The sequence below is a fragment of the Actinobacillus indolicus genome (assembly GCF_004519515.1).
GTDB classification, from domain to species: domain Bacteria; phylum Pseudomonadota; class Gammaproteobacteria; order Enterobacterales; family Pasteurellaceae; genus Glaesserella; species Glaesserella indolica_A.
On the sequence record NZ_CP038145.1, the window covers coordinates 2,000,293 to 2,015,474 of the forward strand.

General features: G+C 39.5%; 15 protein-coding genes and 1 tRNA gene. 9 read left to right on the forward strand and 7 right to left on the reverse strand.

Annotated elements, in window-relative coordinates; translation table 11 throughout:
* Positions 1-154: 154 nt before the first annotated feature.
* The 4 genes from EXH44_RS09875 to EXH44_RS09890 form a co-directional block, all read right to left on the reverse strand.
* Positions 155-230: transfer RNA gene (locus EXH44_RS09875), tRNA-Asn, on the reverse strand.
* Between the two features lie 86 nt (positions 231-316).
* Entirely contained in the window at positions 317-1,072 is a 756-nt protein-coding gene (gene moeB, locus EXH44_RS09880) for a molybdopterin-synthase adenylyltransferase MoeB (protein WP_162857338.1), read from the reverse strand.
* Position 1,073: 1 nt separating this feature from the next.
* Complete coding sequence (moeA, locus tag EXH44_RS09885; protein WP_162857339.1) at positions 1,074-2,306, reverse strand: molybdopterin molybdotransferase MoeA; 1,233 nt, start codon at positions 2,304-2,306, stop codon at positions 1,074-1,076.
* Positions 2,307-2,466: 160 nt separating this feature from the next.
* Positions 2,467-3,090, reverse strand: a complete 624-nt coding sequence (locus tag EXH44_RS09890) for a MarC family protein (RefSeq protein WP_135673836.1) — start codon at positions 3,088-3,090, stop codon at positions 2,467-2,469.
* Positions 3,091-3,169: 79 nt separating this feature from the next.
* Between EXH44_RS09890 and EXH44_RS09895 the strand changes: the two genes are divergently transcribed.
* The 4 genes from EXH44_RS09895 to menC all read left to right on the forward strand — a co-directional run bounded on the left by EXH44_RS09895 (position 3,170) and on the right by menC (position 6,784).
* A complete protein-coding gene (locus tag EXH44_RS09895) occupies positions 3,170-5,083 on the forward strand; it encodes an ABC transporter ATP-binding protein (RefSeq protein WP_162857340.1) in 1,914 nt (637 codons plus the stop codon).
* Between the two features lie 113 nt (positions 5,084-5,196).
* On the forward strand, positions 5,197-5,472 hold the full coding sequence (locus EXH44_RS09900; RefSeq protein ID WP_208717139.1) for a type II toxin-antitoxin system HicA family toxin: 276 nt from the start codon (positions 5,197-5,199) through the stop codon (positions 5,470-5,472).
* Positions 5,465-5,800 carry a type II toxin-antitoxin system HicB family antitoxin gene (locus EXH44_RS09905; protein ID WP_162857341.1) on the forward strand — a complete coding sequence of 112 codons (336 nt, stop codon included), beginning with the start codon at positions 5,465-5,467 and terminating at the stop codon, positions 5,798-5,800. Before EXH44_RS09900 ends, EXH44_RS09905 begins: the two co-directional genes overlap by 8 nt.
* Before the next feature lie 9 nt (positions 5,801-5,809).
* On the forward strand, positions 5,810-6,784 hold the full coding sequence (menC, locus tag EXH44_RS09910) for an o-succinylbenzoate synthase (RefSeq protein ID WP_162857342.1): 975 nt from the start codon (positions 5,810-5,812) through the stop codon (positions 6,782-6,784).
* 36 nt (positions 6,785-6,820) lie between these two features.
* Here the strand turns inward: menC and pgeF are convergent, their stop codons facing one another.
* Positions 6,821-7,558 carry a peptidoglycan editing factor PgeF gene (pgeF, locus tag EXH44_RS09915; protein ID WP_162857343.1) on the reverse strand — a complete coding sequence of 246 codons (738 nt, stop codon included), beginning with the start codon at positions 7,556-7,558 and terminating at the stop codon, positions 6,821-6,823.
* 3 nt (positions 7,559-7,561) lie between these two features.
* The gene (locus tag EXH44_RS09920) at positions 7,562-7,951 is read right to left on the reverse strand and encodes a RidA family protein (RefSeq protein WP_075605421.1); all 390 of its coding nucleotides are present in this window, start codon (positions 7,949-7,951) and stop codon (positions 7,562-7,564) included.
* Positions 7,952-8,086: 135 nt separating this feature from the next.
* Between EXH44_RS09920 and yejK the strand changes: the two genes are divergently transcribed.
* The 4 genes from yejK (at position 8,087) to wecC (ending at position 11,996) form a co-directional block, all read left to right on the forward strand.
* Positions 8,087-9,088 (forward strand): nucleoid-associated protein YejK, encoded by a 1,002-nt coding sequence (yejK, locus tag EXH44_RS09925; protein ID WP_162857344.1) that lies wholly within the window; start codon positions 8,087-8,089, stop codon positions 9,086-9,088.
* A gap of 60 nt (positions 9,089-9,148) precedes the next feature.
* Positions 9,149-9,496, forward strand: coding sequence for an outer membrane protein assembly factor BamE (bamE, locus tag EXH44_RS09930; protein WP_162857575.1), 348 nt, complete (start codon positions 9,149-9,151; stop codon positions 9,494-9,496).
* A 96-nt stretch (positions 9,497-9,592) separates the two neighbouring features.
* Entirely contained in the window at positions 9,593-10,711 is a 1,119-nt protein-coding gene (gene wecB, locus EXH44_RS09935) for a non-hydrolyzing UDP-N-acetylglucosamine 2-epimerase (protein ID WP_162857345.1), read from the forward strand.
* Positions 10,712-10,715: 4 nt separating this feature from the next.
* A complete protein-coding gene (gene wecC / locus EXH44_RS09940; protein WP_162857346.1) occupies positions 10,716-11,996 on the forward strand; it encodes a UDP-N-acetyl-D-mannosamine dehydrogenase in 1,281 nt (426 codons plus the stop codon).
* A 36-nt stretch (positions 11,997-12,032) separates the two neighbouring features.
* Here the strand turns inward: wecC and rplY are convergent, their stop codons facing one another.
* The gene (rplY, locus tag EXH44_RS09945) at positions 12,033-12,320 is read right to left on the reverse strand and encodes a 50S ribosomal protein L25 (RefSeq protein WP_111749046.1); all 288 of its coding nucleotides are present in this window, start codon (positions 12,318-12,320) and stop codon (positions 12,033-12,035) included.
* 282 nt (positions 12,321-12,602) lie between these two features.
* Between rplY and EXH44_RS09950 the strand changes: the two genes are divergently transcribed.
* Positions 12,603-15,113: a glycogen/starch/alpha-glucan phosphorylase gene (locus EXH44_RS09950; RefSeq protein WP_162857347.1), complete on the forward strand. Its 2,511-nt coding sequence runs from the start codon at positions 12,603-12,605 to the stop codon at positions 15,111-15,113.
* The last annotated feature ends 69 nt before the right edge of the window (positions 15,114-15,182 follow it).

The following is a 15,182-nucleotide window of genomic DNA, read 5'->3' on the forward strand; positions in this document are numbered from 1 at the left end:
TATGCTAGATCATTATCTAGTATATCCATTTAAAAAAAAGCACTCAAATGAGTGCTAATTCTTTTGATCTAATTCGAGGAGGTATGAATTACTGTTTTATAAAAGGAGACAAATAAAACAAGACCAAAAGCAAAAAACTAAAGGAGGAAATCGTTGGCTCCTCCTGCTGGACTTGAACCAGCGACATACGGATTAACAGTCCGCCGTTCTACCGACTGAACTAAGGAGGAACGTACTGATGCACATAGTAGGTGAAAGTGAATTTGCCGTCAAACAGCTAAACTCAACTTTGCAATTCTTGAATTATGATTAAATTTTAATCTTTTTCTTTACTGCAGACCGAACAATTTGACTGTTTCGGCAATTTCATTTCTCGGACAGAAAAGTTTAATCCGTCAATCATCAGTAACTTTCCTGATAAGCTCTTGCCAATATTGAGCAACACTTTAATAGCTTCCAACGCCTGTAAACTGCCGATTACGCCAACGATTGGTGCGATTACGCCTGCTTCGACACAGCTTAATACATTTTCTCCAAATAGTTGGCTTAAACATTGGTAGCAAGGCTCTGCTTCGCCATAGCGAAATACGCTGACTTGCCCTTCAAAACGAATTGCCGAACCTGACACGAGCGGTTTCTTTACATTAAAACAAATTTTGTTCAATGTATTGCGAATATCGACGTTATCCGTGCAATCTAACACCGCATCAAATTGTGGAATTAATTCTGCCCATTCAGTTTCGTTGAGATGGGCATTGATGGTTTCAATCTCAATATGGGGATTGAGTTCGCTTAAACGCTGTTTGGCGGATACCACTTTCGGCATTCCGATGGTGGCATCAGTGTGTAACACTTGGCGTTGTAAATTCGAGAGCGAAACCGTATCAAAATCGACTAAGGTTAAATGCCCGATACCCGCAGTGGCAAGGTATTGGCTAGCAGAACAACCTAGTCCGCCCAAGCCGACAATCAATACGCGACTGGCTTTCAGTTTTTCTTGACCGTCAAAATCGATACTTCTTAGTATGATTTGGCGGTTGTAACGTAACATTTCTGGATCGGAGAGTTGCATATTATCTCAATAAATGGTTAAACGGCTGAATAGTCACTTGCTCACTCACGGCAACATTGCCACGTTCTTGCTCAAGTACAATAAAACAGTTGCTTTCATTAAACGCACTAAAAATATGCGAGCCTTGTGTTCCAACGGTTTTTACTTCAAGTTGCCCATTTTCATTCGCATAGAAAAAGCCCCGTTGGAAATCTTGGCGACCAACAGCTTTCTTGAGTGGAACTGCGGTACAAGCGGTTAAATTTGGTGAAAAGTTTGCAATATTTTCATCGGATCTGCCCGCGAGTTTCAATAATGCAGGCTGAACAAGTTGATAGAAAGTGACTAAAGCAGACACAGGATTACCCGGTAAACCAAAGAACCACGCTTTTTCCAATTTACCAAATGCAAAAGGTTTGCCAGGCTTCATTGCAATTTTCCAAAAGCCGATTTGCCCCAGTTTTTCCAAGACATCTTTGGTGAAATCCGCTTCGCCAACGGACACACCGCCACTTGTAATTAATACATCGGCGGTTTGTTGTGCTTCGGTAAAGGTCTTCTCAAACAGGCTAGGATCATCAGGCAAAATACCGTAATCGACAATTTCACAATCCATTTTTTCTAGCAAAAGACGGACGGTAAAACGGTTGGTGTCGTAAATTTGTCCTTCTTGCAACGGATTTCCAACAGAGACTAATTCATCACCCGTTGAAAGAATAGCGACTTTCAAACGAGGATAAACGGCAACTTTATCAATTCCCAGCGAAGCCAATAGCGGTAGGCTTGCCACATTTAACAGACTGCCTTTGGCGAGAACCAATGCCCCTTGCTTCACATCTTCACCAATACGGCGGATATTATCCCCCAATTTCTTAGGTAGACGATTAATGGTGACAGAGCCATCTGCATTCAGTGTCGTATCTTCCTGCATCACCACAGCATCGGCTTCCACTGGCACTTTCGCCCCTGTCATAATCCGTACACAGCTTCCTTGTTGCATTTCAGCCAGAAACGGATTACCAGCAAAGGCTTTACCAGCGATTTGTAGTGTAGTGGAATGTTCAAGATCTGCCATACGTACCGCATAGCCGTCCATTGCAGAGTTATCAAAATTCGGCACGTTAATCGGTGAAAAAATATCATCAGCACAAATTCGGTTTACCGCTTGATCAAGTGGAATGATCTCTTGTGATGTTGGACGTGGTAGCTGATTTAGCATTGTGTCGAGTGCTTGAGAAAGTGGAAGTAAAGACATTGGGTGTTCCCTGATAAATACAATAGTTGATACATAAAATATGTGAAAAGGATTGTGTATTATTTTTTCGTAGGGGCGGGGTTTATCCCCGCCCGCTGATATATCTTTGCATTCGGGCGGGGATAAACCCCGCCTCTACATTTCGGTTATGCAATGTATATTACCCCATCTGTGCCTGAGTAATAAAATCTTTCAACCCGAGCAAAATATTATTAATGGCAACCGCAGAAAGAATTAAGCCCATCACACGGCTAATAATAGCTGCACCAGCATGACCAATAAAGTGTTGAATACGGTTTGCCACTAAAAATAAAATATAGGTAATTAGCAATACTGAAAGCATAATCCCTGTAGTAAAAACTTGATCTAAAAAGCTATATCTGTGATTATCCGTTAATAAAACGACGGCCATCATTGCTCCAGGCGATGCAATAGAGGGAACGGCAAGTGGATAAACGGCTAATTCATGTAAGTTGCTACGCATTTTAATTTCATGATCAGGTTTGCTTTCACCAAAAATCATCGTTAATGCAAATAGCAATAAGACTAAGCCCCCCGCAATTTGGAATGCTGAGAGTGGAATTTGCATTGCTTCAAGTAACCATTGTCCCATGACCAAGAAAAAGAGTAAAATCCCAGCCGAAATTAAAATCGCATTACGGGCAATCTTACGACGATCCTCTGGTGATAAACCAACGGTTTTTGCCAAATAAACGGGAATTGAACCAATCGGGTCGATGACAGCCCAAAGAACAACGAATTGGACAACTAACGAATCAAACATTTACTTTTCCTTATAAAACAAGATCTTCGTTATTGTGCAATAAATTTACCCTAAAACCAAACAACTTATTTAATTTTCAATGATTTTTTTTACAGATTTAACCTTAAAACGTGGTCAAAGCATCTTACTTGAACAAGCAAATGCAACTATTCATACAGGGCAGAAAGTTGGCTTAATCGGCAAAAATGGCTGTGGTAAATCGTCACTGTTTGCCTTATTAAAAAATGAGCTACAAGCAGAAGGTGGTGATGCCAGCTATCCGAAAAACTGGTCGATTGCATGGGTAAACCAAGAAACACCAGCATTAGATATCTCTGCGTTGGATTATGTAATCCAAGGCGATCGAGAATATACCGAACTCACCGTCCAACTTGAGCAAGCCAACCTTGAGAATAACGGCAATTTGATTGCCACCTTACACGCCCAACTAGATACCATTGACGCTTGGACAATTCAATCTAGAGCTTCAACCCTACTCAACGGCTTAGGTTTTAGCACTGAACAGCTTCAACTGCCAGTAAAATCCTTTTCGGGCGGTTGGATAATGCGGTTAAATTTGGCTCAAGCTTTAATTTGCCGTTCCGATTTGTTGCTACTTGACGAGCCAACCAACCACCTAGATTTAGACGCGGTAATTTGGCTTGAACGCTGGTTAAGTAACTATCGTGGTACGTTATTGCTGATTTCCCACGACCGAGATTTTCTTGACCCGATTATCGACCGTGTCTTGCATATCGAACAGCAAAAACTTTTTGATTACACGGGCAATTACAGTTCATTTGAAATTCAGCGAGCAACGAAACTCGCCCAACAAAATGCGGCTTATCAGCAACAGCAACAAAAAATCGCCCATTTGCAAAAATTTATCGACCGCTTTAAAGCCAAAGCTACCAAAGCAAAACAGGCTCAAAGTCGTGTCAAAGCTCTCGAAAAAATGGAACTGATTGCCCCAGCTTATGCCGACAGCCCATTTTCCTTTGAGTTTAGAGAACCACTTTCACTGCCTAACCCTTTGTTAATGATGGAAAAAGTCAGTGCAGGCTATGGGGAAAGAACCGTGTTGCAATCGGTCAAACTTAATCTTGTACCAGGTTCTCGCATTGGTTTATTAGGACGAAACGGTGCAGGGAAATCCACCTTGATTAAGCTACTGGCAGGGGAAATTCAAGCACAATCAGGGCATACTCAACTGGCAAAAGGCGTTCAACTTGGCTACTTCGCTCAACATCAATTAGACACCTTGCGAGCAGATGAAAGTGCCTTGTGGCATTTAGCTCGCCTTGCCCCAGAAAAAACCGAACAAGAACTACGCAACTATTTGGGCGGTTTTGCGTTTCACGGCGATAAGGTCAAACAAGCGGTCAGTTCTTTCTCTGGCGGTGAAAAAGCTCGCCTTGTGCTTGCGCTTATCGTATGGCAACGCCCGAACTTACTGCTACTCGACGAACCGACCAACCACTTAGATCTCGATATGCGTCAAGCCTTAACCGAAGCCCTGACACAATATGAAGGATCGTTGGTGATCGTATCCCACGACCGCCATTTATTACGCAGTACCGTCAATGAATTTTACTTAGTTCACGACGGCAAAGTGGAAGAATTTAACGGCGATTTGGAAGACTATCAAAAATGGCTAAATGAGCTAAATGCTCAGTTGGAATGTGCAAAAAAAGCGGACAATTCGACCGCTTGTAACAATGAAAACAGTGCGGTAAACCGCAAAGAGCAAAAACGCCAAGAAGCCGAATTACGCCAACAAGCCGCCCCACTTCGCAAAAAGCTGACGCAGTTGGAAAAAGAGTTAGAGAAACTCACCGCTAGTTTAACAACCCTAGAAGAAATGCTGGCTTCCCCTGAAATCTATGATGCAGAAAATAAAGCCAAATTGACAGACACCTTGGCAAAGCAAGTAGCAACTAAAAAACAGCTGGAAGAAGTCGAAATGGAATGGCTGGAAGTGCAAGGGCAGTTGGAAGTATTGATGAGTGGCTAATTTTGTGACTCTCATCGAAAAATGCAGTTTTTTTGAAAGACAGATAAAACCATAATTTATATGCTATAAGCATTTGAACAATCATATTTGTTAGGCTAAAATGGTACTAAATTATGGTTTCATTTTATATTAGAAAGAAACATCAAAAGACACTCGTTCAGCTTTATCAGCATCCAATTTCAGCAAACATAAAATGGTCTGATATTGAAGCACTTTTTCTTGAACTCGGAGCAACAATTCAAGAGAGAGAAGGAAGTCGAATTGCAATTATTTTGTTTGGTCAAGTTAAAGTATTCCATCGACCACATCCAAATCCAGATACAGATAAAGGGGCTGTTGTGTCGGTAAGAAAATGGCTAGAAGAAAATGGGGTTGTTCCGTATGCGTAATATAATGGAAATCAATGGGCATAAAGCTGTGATTGCTTATGATGCTGATATCGAACTTTTTCGTGGTGAATTTATCGGCTTAAATGGTGGTGCGGATTTTTACGCTGATAATGTCATTGATTTACGAAAAGAAGGTGAAAAAAGTTTACAAACCTTTTTAGACATTTGCCAAGAGCAAGGGATATCGCCTTATAAATCTTATTCAGGGCGTTTTAATGTCAGAATAAGTTCTGAATTACATTGTGCCGCAGTTACTGCTGCTGCAGCACAAAATATCAGTTTAAATGAATGGATTAATCAAACGATTGCTAAATCGCTTGAAAAATAAGGAACACCAATGAAAACTGCCCAACTTTACCGCTATTCCTTACCTGTTGAAACAGGCATTATCTTACGCAACCGCCGTTTAAAACAACGAGAAGGCTTAATTATCCATTTGCAACAGGCTGACAAAGAAGGGTGGGGGGAAATCGCTCCATTGCCTGAATTTAGCCAAGAAACTTTGGCGGAAGCGGAAATCGCAGTTCGCCAATGGATTGAAAAATGGCTAAATCATCAAGACGAATCTTTAACATCTTATCCGCCGTCCGTTGCCTTTGGGGTGAGTTGTGCCTTAGCAGAACTAAATGGAACATTAAGCGAAGAAGCCAACTTTCAAACTGTGCCGCTCTGTTATGGTGACCCTGATGAACTTTATGCGGAACTTAACCAAATGCAAGGGAAAAAAATCGCAAAAATTAAGGTCGGTCTGTATGAAGCTAATCGAGATGGACTTATTGCGGATATGTTTCTAGAAGCAATTCCTGATTTAAAATTGCGACTTGATGCAAATAGATCGTGGACATTGGAAAAAGCATTACTTTTTGCAAGTAAAATTGCCCCTGAACGCAAAGATCGTATTCAATTTTTAGAAGAACCCTGCAAAAAGCCAGAACTTTCACGTCAATTTGCTGAACAGACGGGGATCAACATAGCTTGGGATGAAACTGTTCGAGAGCCTGATTTTTCGGTAAAAAAAGAGCCGAATCTGACCGCTATTGTGATTAAACCGACGCTTGTTGGCTCCCTTGAGAAATGTATTTCATTAATTGAACAGGCACATCAGCAAGGTTTAATTGCCGTGATAAGTTCAAGTATTGAATCCAGTCTTGGACTTACTCAGCTAGCATGTTTTGCGAATCAATACACCCCGAATACTTTGGCTGGTTTAGATACGTTAGATTTGATGAAAGCACAATTATTAAGGCAGTGGGGGGATTCAACATTGCCTTTAGCTGATCTGAATAGTGAGTTTGTTACAAAATTATGCTAAAAATAAAGCACGGGTAAAATACTCGTGCTTATTGGATTATTCACTACGCCAAATCAGCGTTGCCATTCGCCCTGTAATTTTATCTCTACGGTAAGAGAAAAATTGTTCTGCATCGCAATAGGTACAATAATCGCCCCCTGCAATTTCCGTAATCCCAAGTTTATTTAAGCGTTGGCAAGCAATTTGGTAAAGATTACCAAGGAACTTACCGCTTGTTTGTTCATCTACAACAAAGGCTTCTCTCGCTTGGGGATCGAAGGCACAAAATTGTGCTATCACTTCTTCTCCGACTTGAAATGCAGTTGGACCGATTGCAGGACCTAGCCAAACACAAATATTCTCTGGCTCACATTCAAATTCTGCCACCGTAGCTTCAAGCACGCCATCGCATAAACCACGCCAACCTGCGTGGGCTGCCGCAATCTCTTTGCCATCTTTACTGCAAAAAAGCACAGGCAAACAATCTGCGGTCATCACTAAACAGACTTGGTTTGCTTGGTTGGTATAAACTGCGTCCGCTTCAATGTCGTTTTGTTCATAGGGTAGACGTAGCACTCTTGTACTATGCGTTTGCGTTAAATAGAGCGGAAAATGTGGCAAATTGCCTTGTTCTTGCAAGATTTCACGATTAGTTTGTACTGATTGTGGATCATCAGTAACGTGATCACCCAAATTCAAGCTATCAAAGGGAGCTTGGCTTATCCCACCTTCTCGAGTGGTGGTGAATGCGTGAACAAAATCAGGAACAGACCAAGTTGGCAGAATTTTTTTCATTGTTTATTTTCTCACCGCAATCGCTTCAATCTCAATGCCAACATCTTTTGGTAAACGTGCGACTTCAACACAAGAACGAGCAGGGAAATTTGGGTGATTGTTTTCACGGAAAAAGGCTTCATATTCGGCATTTACCGTGGCAAAGTCATTGAGATCTTTCACAAATACAGTGGTTTTTACAATATCTGCCACAGATAAACCCGCTTGTTCAATGATCGCTTTGACATTTTCAAGGGATTGACGAGCTTGAGCTTTGATATCCACAGGCACTTCGCCTGTTTTTGGATTAACTGGAATTTGTCCTGATGTTAGCACTAAATTGCCTAAATCAACCGCTTGTACATAAGGTCCGATTGCTTTTGGGGCATTTTCAGTATGAATAACAGTTGTCATAAAAATCTCCTTGTGAAATAAATTAAATTCAACATTGAGAGTTTGAAAGTTTTTTTGTGGTTTGTAAATAGTTATAATAGCCAACTATTAGGATTTACATTTTTTCATTTAAAACTACCCGCTTGTGAGAACATAATGAGCATTAACGTTACCGAAATTGTTTTACACCAACTTCAACAAACACCAGGGGAAACCGCTGAACTTCATACGGTGTTACGCGAAGATCTGCTTGCGATCAGCCCTGAAGCTGAACAGATGATGTTGCAACTACATCAAGCCTATCAAAATAAAGCAAAAGCCTATGGTATATTTCAGTCTGAATCTATTTTTGCACAACAATTAAACCGCTTGTTAGAAGGCGAAAGCGCATTTCTGCCTTTTAGCCATAGTTGTGCCAAAATGTTAGCGACAGAATTAGTCAAATATCCTTTTGCTTCAGGTGGAACTTTTATCCTTTGCCGTTATACCTTTTTAGCGACGGAGTATCTCTTTATTGCATTAATTGATAGCCGTGCGTCTATGTTGGTTGATGATAAGTTGGAAGTGAAACGCACGGAATATCTCGATATTACACAATATGATATTGCTTGCCGTATCAACCTTACCGAACTAAAACACAATGCACAATCTAACCGCTATTTGACCTTTATTAAAGGGCGTGTTGGGCGTAAAGTTGCCGACTTCTTTATGGACTTTTTAGGGGCTGAAGAAGGATTAAATCCGCAAGTGCAAAATCAAACGTTGCTTCAAGCGGTGAGTGATTATTGTGAACAAGGCGAGTTAGACAGCAACCAAACTCAAGCGGTTAAAAAACAGGTGTTTGAGTACTGTAAAGGGCAAATTAATAGTGGGGAAGAAATTGCGATCAGCGAATTATCAGCTTCAATGCCAACCTTAAAAGAGATTGATTTTGCTGACTTTGCCGAGCAACAAGAATATGGCTTAGAAGAAACTATTCCGCCTGTGCGTAATGCGTTAAAAACCTTAACCAAATACTCAGGTTCAGGAAAAGGGGTGACGATCAGTTTTGATGCGGAATTATTATCCCAACGTATTATTTGGGATGAACTAAATGATACTTTGACAATCAAAGGATTGCCTGCAAATTTACGTGACCAATTAGAACGTAATAAATAATGACATTTTATAAGCGATTTCGGTATAATCGCACTAATTTTTAAAAGGAAGGTTATGACCATGAAAATGAAATCTCTTGTTGCTGTATTGTTACTTGCTTTGGGTGTAACAGCTTGTTCTACGGTAAAAAAAGTTGTTTATCGTATTGATGTGCCACAAGGTAACTATTTAGAGCAAGATAAAATCGATCAACTTCAAGTCGGAATGAATAAGGAACAAGTGCAATACTTGCTTGGTACGCCAATGTTAAGAGATTCATTTGTGCAAAATCGTTGGGATTATGTTTTTATCTTACGTAAAGGACACGAAGAACCTGTACAACGTACTTTATTTGTTCATTTTGATAATAAAGGCTTAGTGAGTAATGTTCAATTAGATCAGCCTTTGCCTAATGCAGAACAGAAATAACATTTCTGAATTATTATTTTATTTTTAAATATCCTCATTTCTCGTTAATGACGAATAGAGTGAGGATTTTTTTCTTATTAAGAACTAGGTGGATTTATGAAATCTCTTATTGTTTTTGGCACTCGTCCAGAAGCGATAAAAATGGCTCCTTTAATTAAAGAATTTCAAAAAAGAGCGTTAGATTTTAAAGTGTGTGTCACTGCACAACATCGCCAAATTCTTGATCAAGTTTTAGCGCTTTTTAATATAAAACCAGATTATGATCTGAATATCATGAGTAATAAACAGACTTTGTCTGAATTAACCTCTGATATTTTAGTTCAAATTCAACCTATTTTAGAAAGCTATCAGCCTGATGTGATTTTCGTTCATGGTGATACCACCACGACATTTGCTGTCTCTTTATCTGCTTATTACCATAAAATCAAAATTGCACATATTGAAGCGGGTTTAAGAACAGGAAATCTGTACTCTCCATTTCCGGAAGAAAGCAATAGAAAACTGACATCGGTATTAGCTGATTATCATTTTGCACCAACAGAATATGCTAAATTAAATTTATTACGTGAAAATATTCCAGCTGAACATATTTATGTAACAGGGAATACCGTTATTGATGCTTTATTTTTTATTAAAGAAAAATTAAAAAAAGATATGAGTTTATCTCAGCAACTTCATGAAAAGTTTTCTTATTTACAGAATAAAACATTTCTTCTGATAACAGGGCATCGTCGTGAAAATTTTGGCAAATCCTTTGAAAATATTTGCCAAGCCATTTTGCAATTAGCAAACAAATATCCACATATTCAATTTGTATTTCCAGTACATTTAAACCCAAATGTGCTTGAGCCTGTAAATAGATTACTTGCAAATATCCCAAATATTTATTTAATTGAACCACAGGATTATTTGAGTTTTGTTTATTTAATGGATAATGCCTATTTTATTTTAACGGATTCTGGCGGTGTGCAAGAAGAAGCGCCTGCTTTAGGCAAACCTGTATTAGTGATGCGTGATATCACAGAACGCTTAGATGCATTAATATCAGGTAATATTAAGTTAGTGGGAACATCAAAGGACTCTATTGTAGAGCAAGTGTCTTTATTATTAGAAAATCAAGAAGTCTATTTATCCATGTCTAAAATATATAATCCTTATGGTAATGGCCAAGCGGCAAAACAGATTTTAGATATTTTTCAACATAATAAAGGATAATCTCGTGCCGCAATTTAACCATATTTCTGTCATCGGTTTAGGATATATCGGTTTACCTACGGCTGTTGCGTTTGCTCAGACTGGGGTGAAAGTAACAGGTATTGATATAAACCCAGATGTTGTTGAACGAGTTAATCAAGGTCAACTTCATATTCTTGAACCTGGATTAGAGATTGCTTTAAAACAGTGTGTTGAGCAGAAGTTATTGACCGCTCAAATAAAGCCTGATGCGGCAGATGTTTTTTTAATTGCCGTTCCAACCCCATTTAATCATCATACTCAACAAGCTGATTTAAGCTATATTGAATCGGCAAGTCGTGCTATTGCGCCTGTTTTAGCAAAAGGAAATCTGATTATTTTAGAGTCCACTGTACCTGTGGGAACAACAGAGTATTTAGCAGAATGTTTAGCAAAAGCTCGTCCAGATTTAACTTTCCCACAACAAGTCGGCGATAATTCAGATATTCGCATTGCCTATTGCCCTGAACGTGTGTTACCAGGGAAGATTCTGCAAGAGATCGTTGAGAATGATCGAATTATTGGCGGAATGACATCAAGGTGTTCAGAACAAGCGGTAAGATTGTATAAAAAATTTGTCAAAGGCGAATGTTTTGTTACAAATAGCCGTACTGCTGAGATGTGCAAGCTGACTGAAAACGCCTTTCGAGATGTGAATATTGCCTTTGCTAATGAAATTTCAATGATTTGTGATGAATTGGATATTAATGTTTGGGAATTAATTACCCTTGCTAATCGCCATCCAAGAGTCAATATTTTACAAGCAGGCTGTGGTGTTGGTGGGCACTGTATCGCTGTTGATCCTTGGTTTATTGTCAGTAAATCTCCTGAAACAGCGAAGCTGATTAAAACTGCTCGAGAGGTGAATGACAGCAAACCAGAGTGGGTGATAAATAAGGTTAACCAAGCGGTTATTGACCAATTAAAAGCAAATCCAACAAAATCTATTCAAGAGATAAAAATCGGCTGTTTAGGGTTAGCGTTTAAAGCAGATATTGATGATTTAAGAGAAAGCCCTGCGCTTAAAATTACCCAACAATTAACGAAAACTTACCCAAATCAAATTTGGGTGGTAGAGCCGAATATTCAGCATTTACCTGAAGAGTTAAAGGAAAATGTACAATTAGCTACTTTAGAAAGTACTTTAGAAGAGATGGATATTCTCGTGATCTTGGTTGATCATAAACCTTTTAAAGATATAGATTGGCAAAAAATAGAAAAGGCGATATTAATTGATACCAAAGGGATTTCTTCATTGAATAGATAACAAAAAACCCACTATTCAGTGGGTTTTCATCTTCTCTTAAACGCGTTTGAAGTCTAAGTGAACAAGTTTTGGTTTAGTTGGGTGACGTTGAATCGCTTGTACTTTTACTTGCTCTTCTTTACCCGCAACGACGATAGTTAAAACTTCGTTGTAGAACGCATCGTGTACTTGTGCGTTGTTTACTTTATCATGGTCTAAAATGATTGACACAGCTTCTGCTTTACCACCGTAGATGATCGCAGGAACTTGACCATTATGACGCAGGCGGCGGCTCGCACCCTTACCTTGCGCCGAACGAACTTCAGCTTCAAATTTGAATGACATAATTAAATTCTCATAAATAAAAAGGGAACCTAAGGTTCCATTGATTCAAAAATAGCAGGCGACCCAGCTATTTCCCTAAATTTGACGGTTAAAAAACCGAGTGCATATTTTAATTACTTTTGAGAAAAAATCAAATACTGTTTTATTGTTTCACTTTTTCATCAGTATAGTTAAGTAACGTAAAGTAATTTTGCGTAATTTGGTAATAAAGTCGACAAAGTTATTGTAAAATATCACCGTTTTATTTTTATCTTACTTTGTATCTTACTTAGGGAGTTCGTAATGGCAAATACACAGCCAATTCATCTTAGTCCAGAAAATATTCAGAATGTCAAAAATGCCATTTTGCATAAACTTGTTTTTGCGCTTGGTGTAGAACCACGTGAAGCGAGCAGACGTAACTGGTTAAATGCGGCATTGCGTGTTGTGCGTGATCTTTCTACGGAATCTTGGTTACAAACTCGTCGTAGCCAAGCGGCAAACACAAGCCGTCGTGTTTATTATCTTTCTATGGAGTTTTTAATGGGAAGAACCTTCAGTAATGCCATGATTGCTGAGGGTGTTTATGATTTAATTCGTGCAGCCTTAGATGAATTAGGTCAAGATATTGAAGACATTATTAACGAAGAAGGTGATCCAGGTTTAGGTAATGGTGGCTTAGGTCGTTTAGCAGCATGTTATATGGATAGCCTTGCAGCAATGAAGATCCCTGCGATTGGCTACGGTATTCGTTATGAATATGGTATGTTCCGCCAAGAGATCAAAAACGGTGAGCAAGTTGAACACCCAGATTATTGGTTAGAAAACGAATTTGCATGGCCTTACTTACGTTCAAGTAAAAAATTCCCTGTCCGTTTTGGCGGAAAAACGTGGCAAGAAGGCAAAAAAACCGTATGGCAGCCAGATGAAGAAATTATCGCTCAAGCCCACGACCAACTTATCCCGGGATTTGAAACCACGGCAACTAACAGCTTACGCCTATGGTCTGCACATGCAGGGGAAAAACTATTTGGTTTAGCAGACTTTAACCGTGGTGATTATTTTGCCGCAATGAGCCAACAAAATAGCTCAGAAAATGTTTCTCGTGTGCTTTATCCAGATGATTCAACTTACAACGGTCGTGAGTTACGTTTACGTCAAGAATATTTCCTTTGCTCTGCATCGGTACAAGACATCGTTCGCCGTCACGAAGTGGAATCAGGTTCTTGCCTAAATCTCGCTGAAAAAGTGGCTATCCACCTTAACGATACCCATCCAACCCTTGCGATTCCTGAGTTAATGCGTATTTTAATTGACGAAAAAGGCTATAGCTGGGAACAAGCGTGGAATACAACTCGTAAAGTATTCTTCTACACCAATCACACCTTAATGAGCGAAGCATTAGAAACGTGGCCAGTAGAAATGGTGGCTCGTATCTTACCGCGCCATTTACAAATTATTTTTGAAATCAACGACTGGTTCTTACAAGAAGTTCGTGAAAAATTCCCAGGTGATGAAGATCTTATTCGTCGAGTATCTATCATTGATGAAAACGGCGACCGTCGCATTCGTATGGCGTGGTTAGCGGTGATTGCATCAGGTAAAGTCAATGGCGTAGCCAAAATTCACTCAGACTTAATGGTTGAATCTATTTTTGCTGATTTTGCGAAGATTTACCCAAATCGTTTCACTAACGTAACAAATGGCGTAACCCCACGTCGCTGGATTCATATCGCTAACCCTGGACTCGCTGCGATTTTAGATAAACACATTGGCAAAGAATGGCGTACCGATTTAACTCAGTTAGACAAATTCAACGCTTTTGTTGATGATGCAGACGTCCAAGCAGAAGTGGCAGCAGTGAAAGTAGAAAATAAACGTAAACTCGCTGCTTATGTAGAACAAACCCAAGGCATTAAGCTCAACCCTGAAGCGATTTTTGACGTTCAAATTAAACGTATCCACAAATACAAACGTCAGCAATTAAATGTGTTACACATCATTGCTCACTATAACCGTATTTTAAGAAACCCAACAGCAGATTGGCAGCCTCGAGTCTTTATCTTTGCAGGTAAAGCGGCAAGTGCGTACTATGCAGCGAAAAAAGTGATTCGTTTAATCAATGATGTTGCAAATGTAATCAACAACGATAGCCGTATTCGTGATTTAATCAAAGTTGTCTTTATCCCGAATTACAGCGTAAGTCTTGCTCAATTAATTATTCCAGCGGCAGATGTGTCTGAGCAAATTTCCCTTGCGGGTACAGAAGCATCAGGTACATCAAATATGAAATTTGCCCTAAACGGTGCATTGACCATTGGTACGCTTGACGGTGCAAACGTGGAAATTTTAGATCGTGTAGGTAACGACAACATCTTTATCTTCGGTAACACCGTAGAACAAGTGGAAGAGCTACGTCGCAACGGCTACTCACCATATCACTACTACGAAAAAGATGCGGAATTAAATGAAGCGATTTCACAAATCTTGAACGGTAAATTCTCACCAGAAGATCCATACCGTTATCAAGAGTTGATTCTCTCATCAGGTGACTACTATCAAGCCTGTGCAGATTTCCGTAGCTACATTGATACCCAAGAGAAAGTGGCAGCGTATTTCCGCAATAAAAAAGCGTGGACACGTTCTGCGATCATCAATATTGCGAATATGGGTTACTTCTCATCAGACCGTTCTGTATTAGATTATGCGAAAGATATTTGGAAAATTGAGCCAATGAATGAAACGCAATTATCTTCTCAGCCGAAAGTGGCAGAAATGATGAGTGATACAAGCAAGTTACTGATTATTAAGTAATTTTTAAATAGCTCAAATGGTCTGTTCAGATGAAAAACTTGCAAAGTTTTTGGCTAAACAGACCGCTTG

What these genes read in the sequence shown, in the direction of transcription:
- moeB (WP_162857338.1), bottom strand. Translation starts at nt 1,072, where the DNA reads ATGCAACTCTCCGATCCAGAAATGTTACGTTACAACCGCCAAATCATA.
- moeA (WP_162857339.1), bottom strand. Translation starts at nt 2,306, where the DNA reads ATGTCTTTACTTCCACTTTCTCAAGCACTCGACACAATGCTAAATCAG.
- EXH44_RS09890 (WP_135673836.1), bottom strand. Translation starts at nt 3,090, where the DNA reads ATGTTTGATTCGTTAGTTGTCCAATTCGTTGTTCTTTGGGCTGTCATC.
- EXH44_RS09895 (WP_162857340.1), top strand. Translation starts at nt 3,170, where the DNA reads ATGATTTTTTTTACAGATTTAACCTTAAAACGTGGTCAAAGCATCTTA.
- EXH44_RS09900 (WP_208717139.1), top strand. Translation starts at nt 5,197, where the DNA reads ATGGTTTCATTTTATATTAGAAAGAAACATCAAAAGACACTCGTTCAG.
- EXH44_RS09905 (WP_162857341.1), top strand. Translation starts at nt 5,465, where the DNA reads ATGCGTAATATAATGGAAATCAATGGGCATAAAGCTGTGATTGCTTAT.
- menC (WP_162857342.1), top strand. Translation starts at nt 5,810, where the DNA reads ATGAAAACTGCCCAACTTTACCGCTATTCCTTACCTGTTGAAACAGGC.
- pgeF (WP_162857343.1), bottom strand. Translation starts at nt 7,558, where the DNA reads ATGAAAAAAATTCTGCCAACTTGGTCTGTTCCTGATTTTGTTCACGCA.
- EXH44_RS09920 (WP_075605421.1), bottom strand. Translation starts at nt 7,951, where the DNA reads ATGACAACTGTTATTCATACTGAAAATGCCCCAAAAGCAATCGGACCT.
- yejK (WP_162857344.1), top strand. Translation starts at nt 8,087, where the DNA reads ATGAGCATTAACGTTACCGAAATTGTTTTACACCAACTTCAACAAACA.
- bamE (WP_162857575.1), top strand. Translation starts at nt 9,149, where the DNA reads ATGAAAATGAAATCTCTTGTTGCTGTATTGTTACTTGCTTTGGGTGTA.
- wecB (WP_162857345.1), top strand. Translation starts at nt 9,593, where the DNA reads ATGAAATCTCTTATTGTTTTTGGCACTCGTCCAGAAGCGATAAAAATG.
- rplY (WP_111749046.1), bottom strand. Translation starts at nt 12,320, where the DNA reads ATGTCATTCAAATTTGAAGCTGAAGTTCGTTCGGCGCAAGGTAAGGGT.
- EXH44_RS09950 (WP_162857347.1), top strand. Translation starts at nt 12,603, where the DNA reads ATGGCAAATACACAGCCAATTCATCTTAGTCCAGAAAATATTCAGAAT.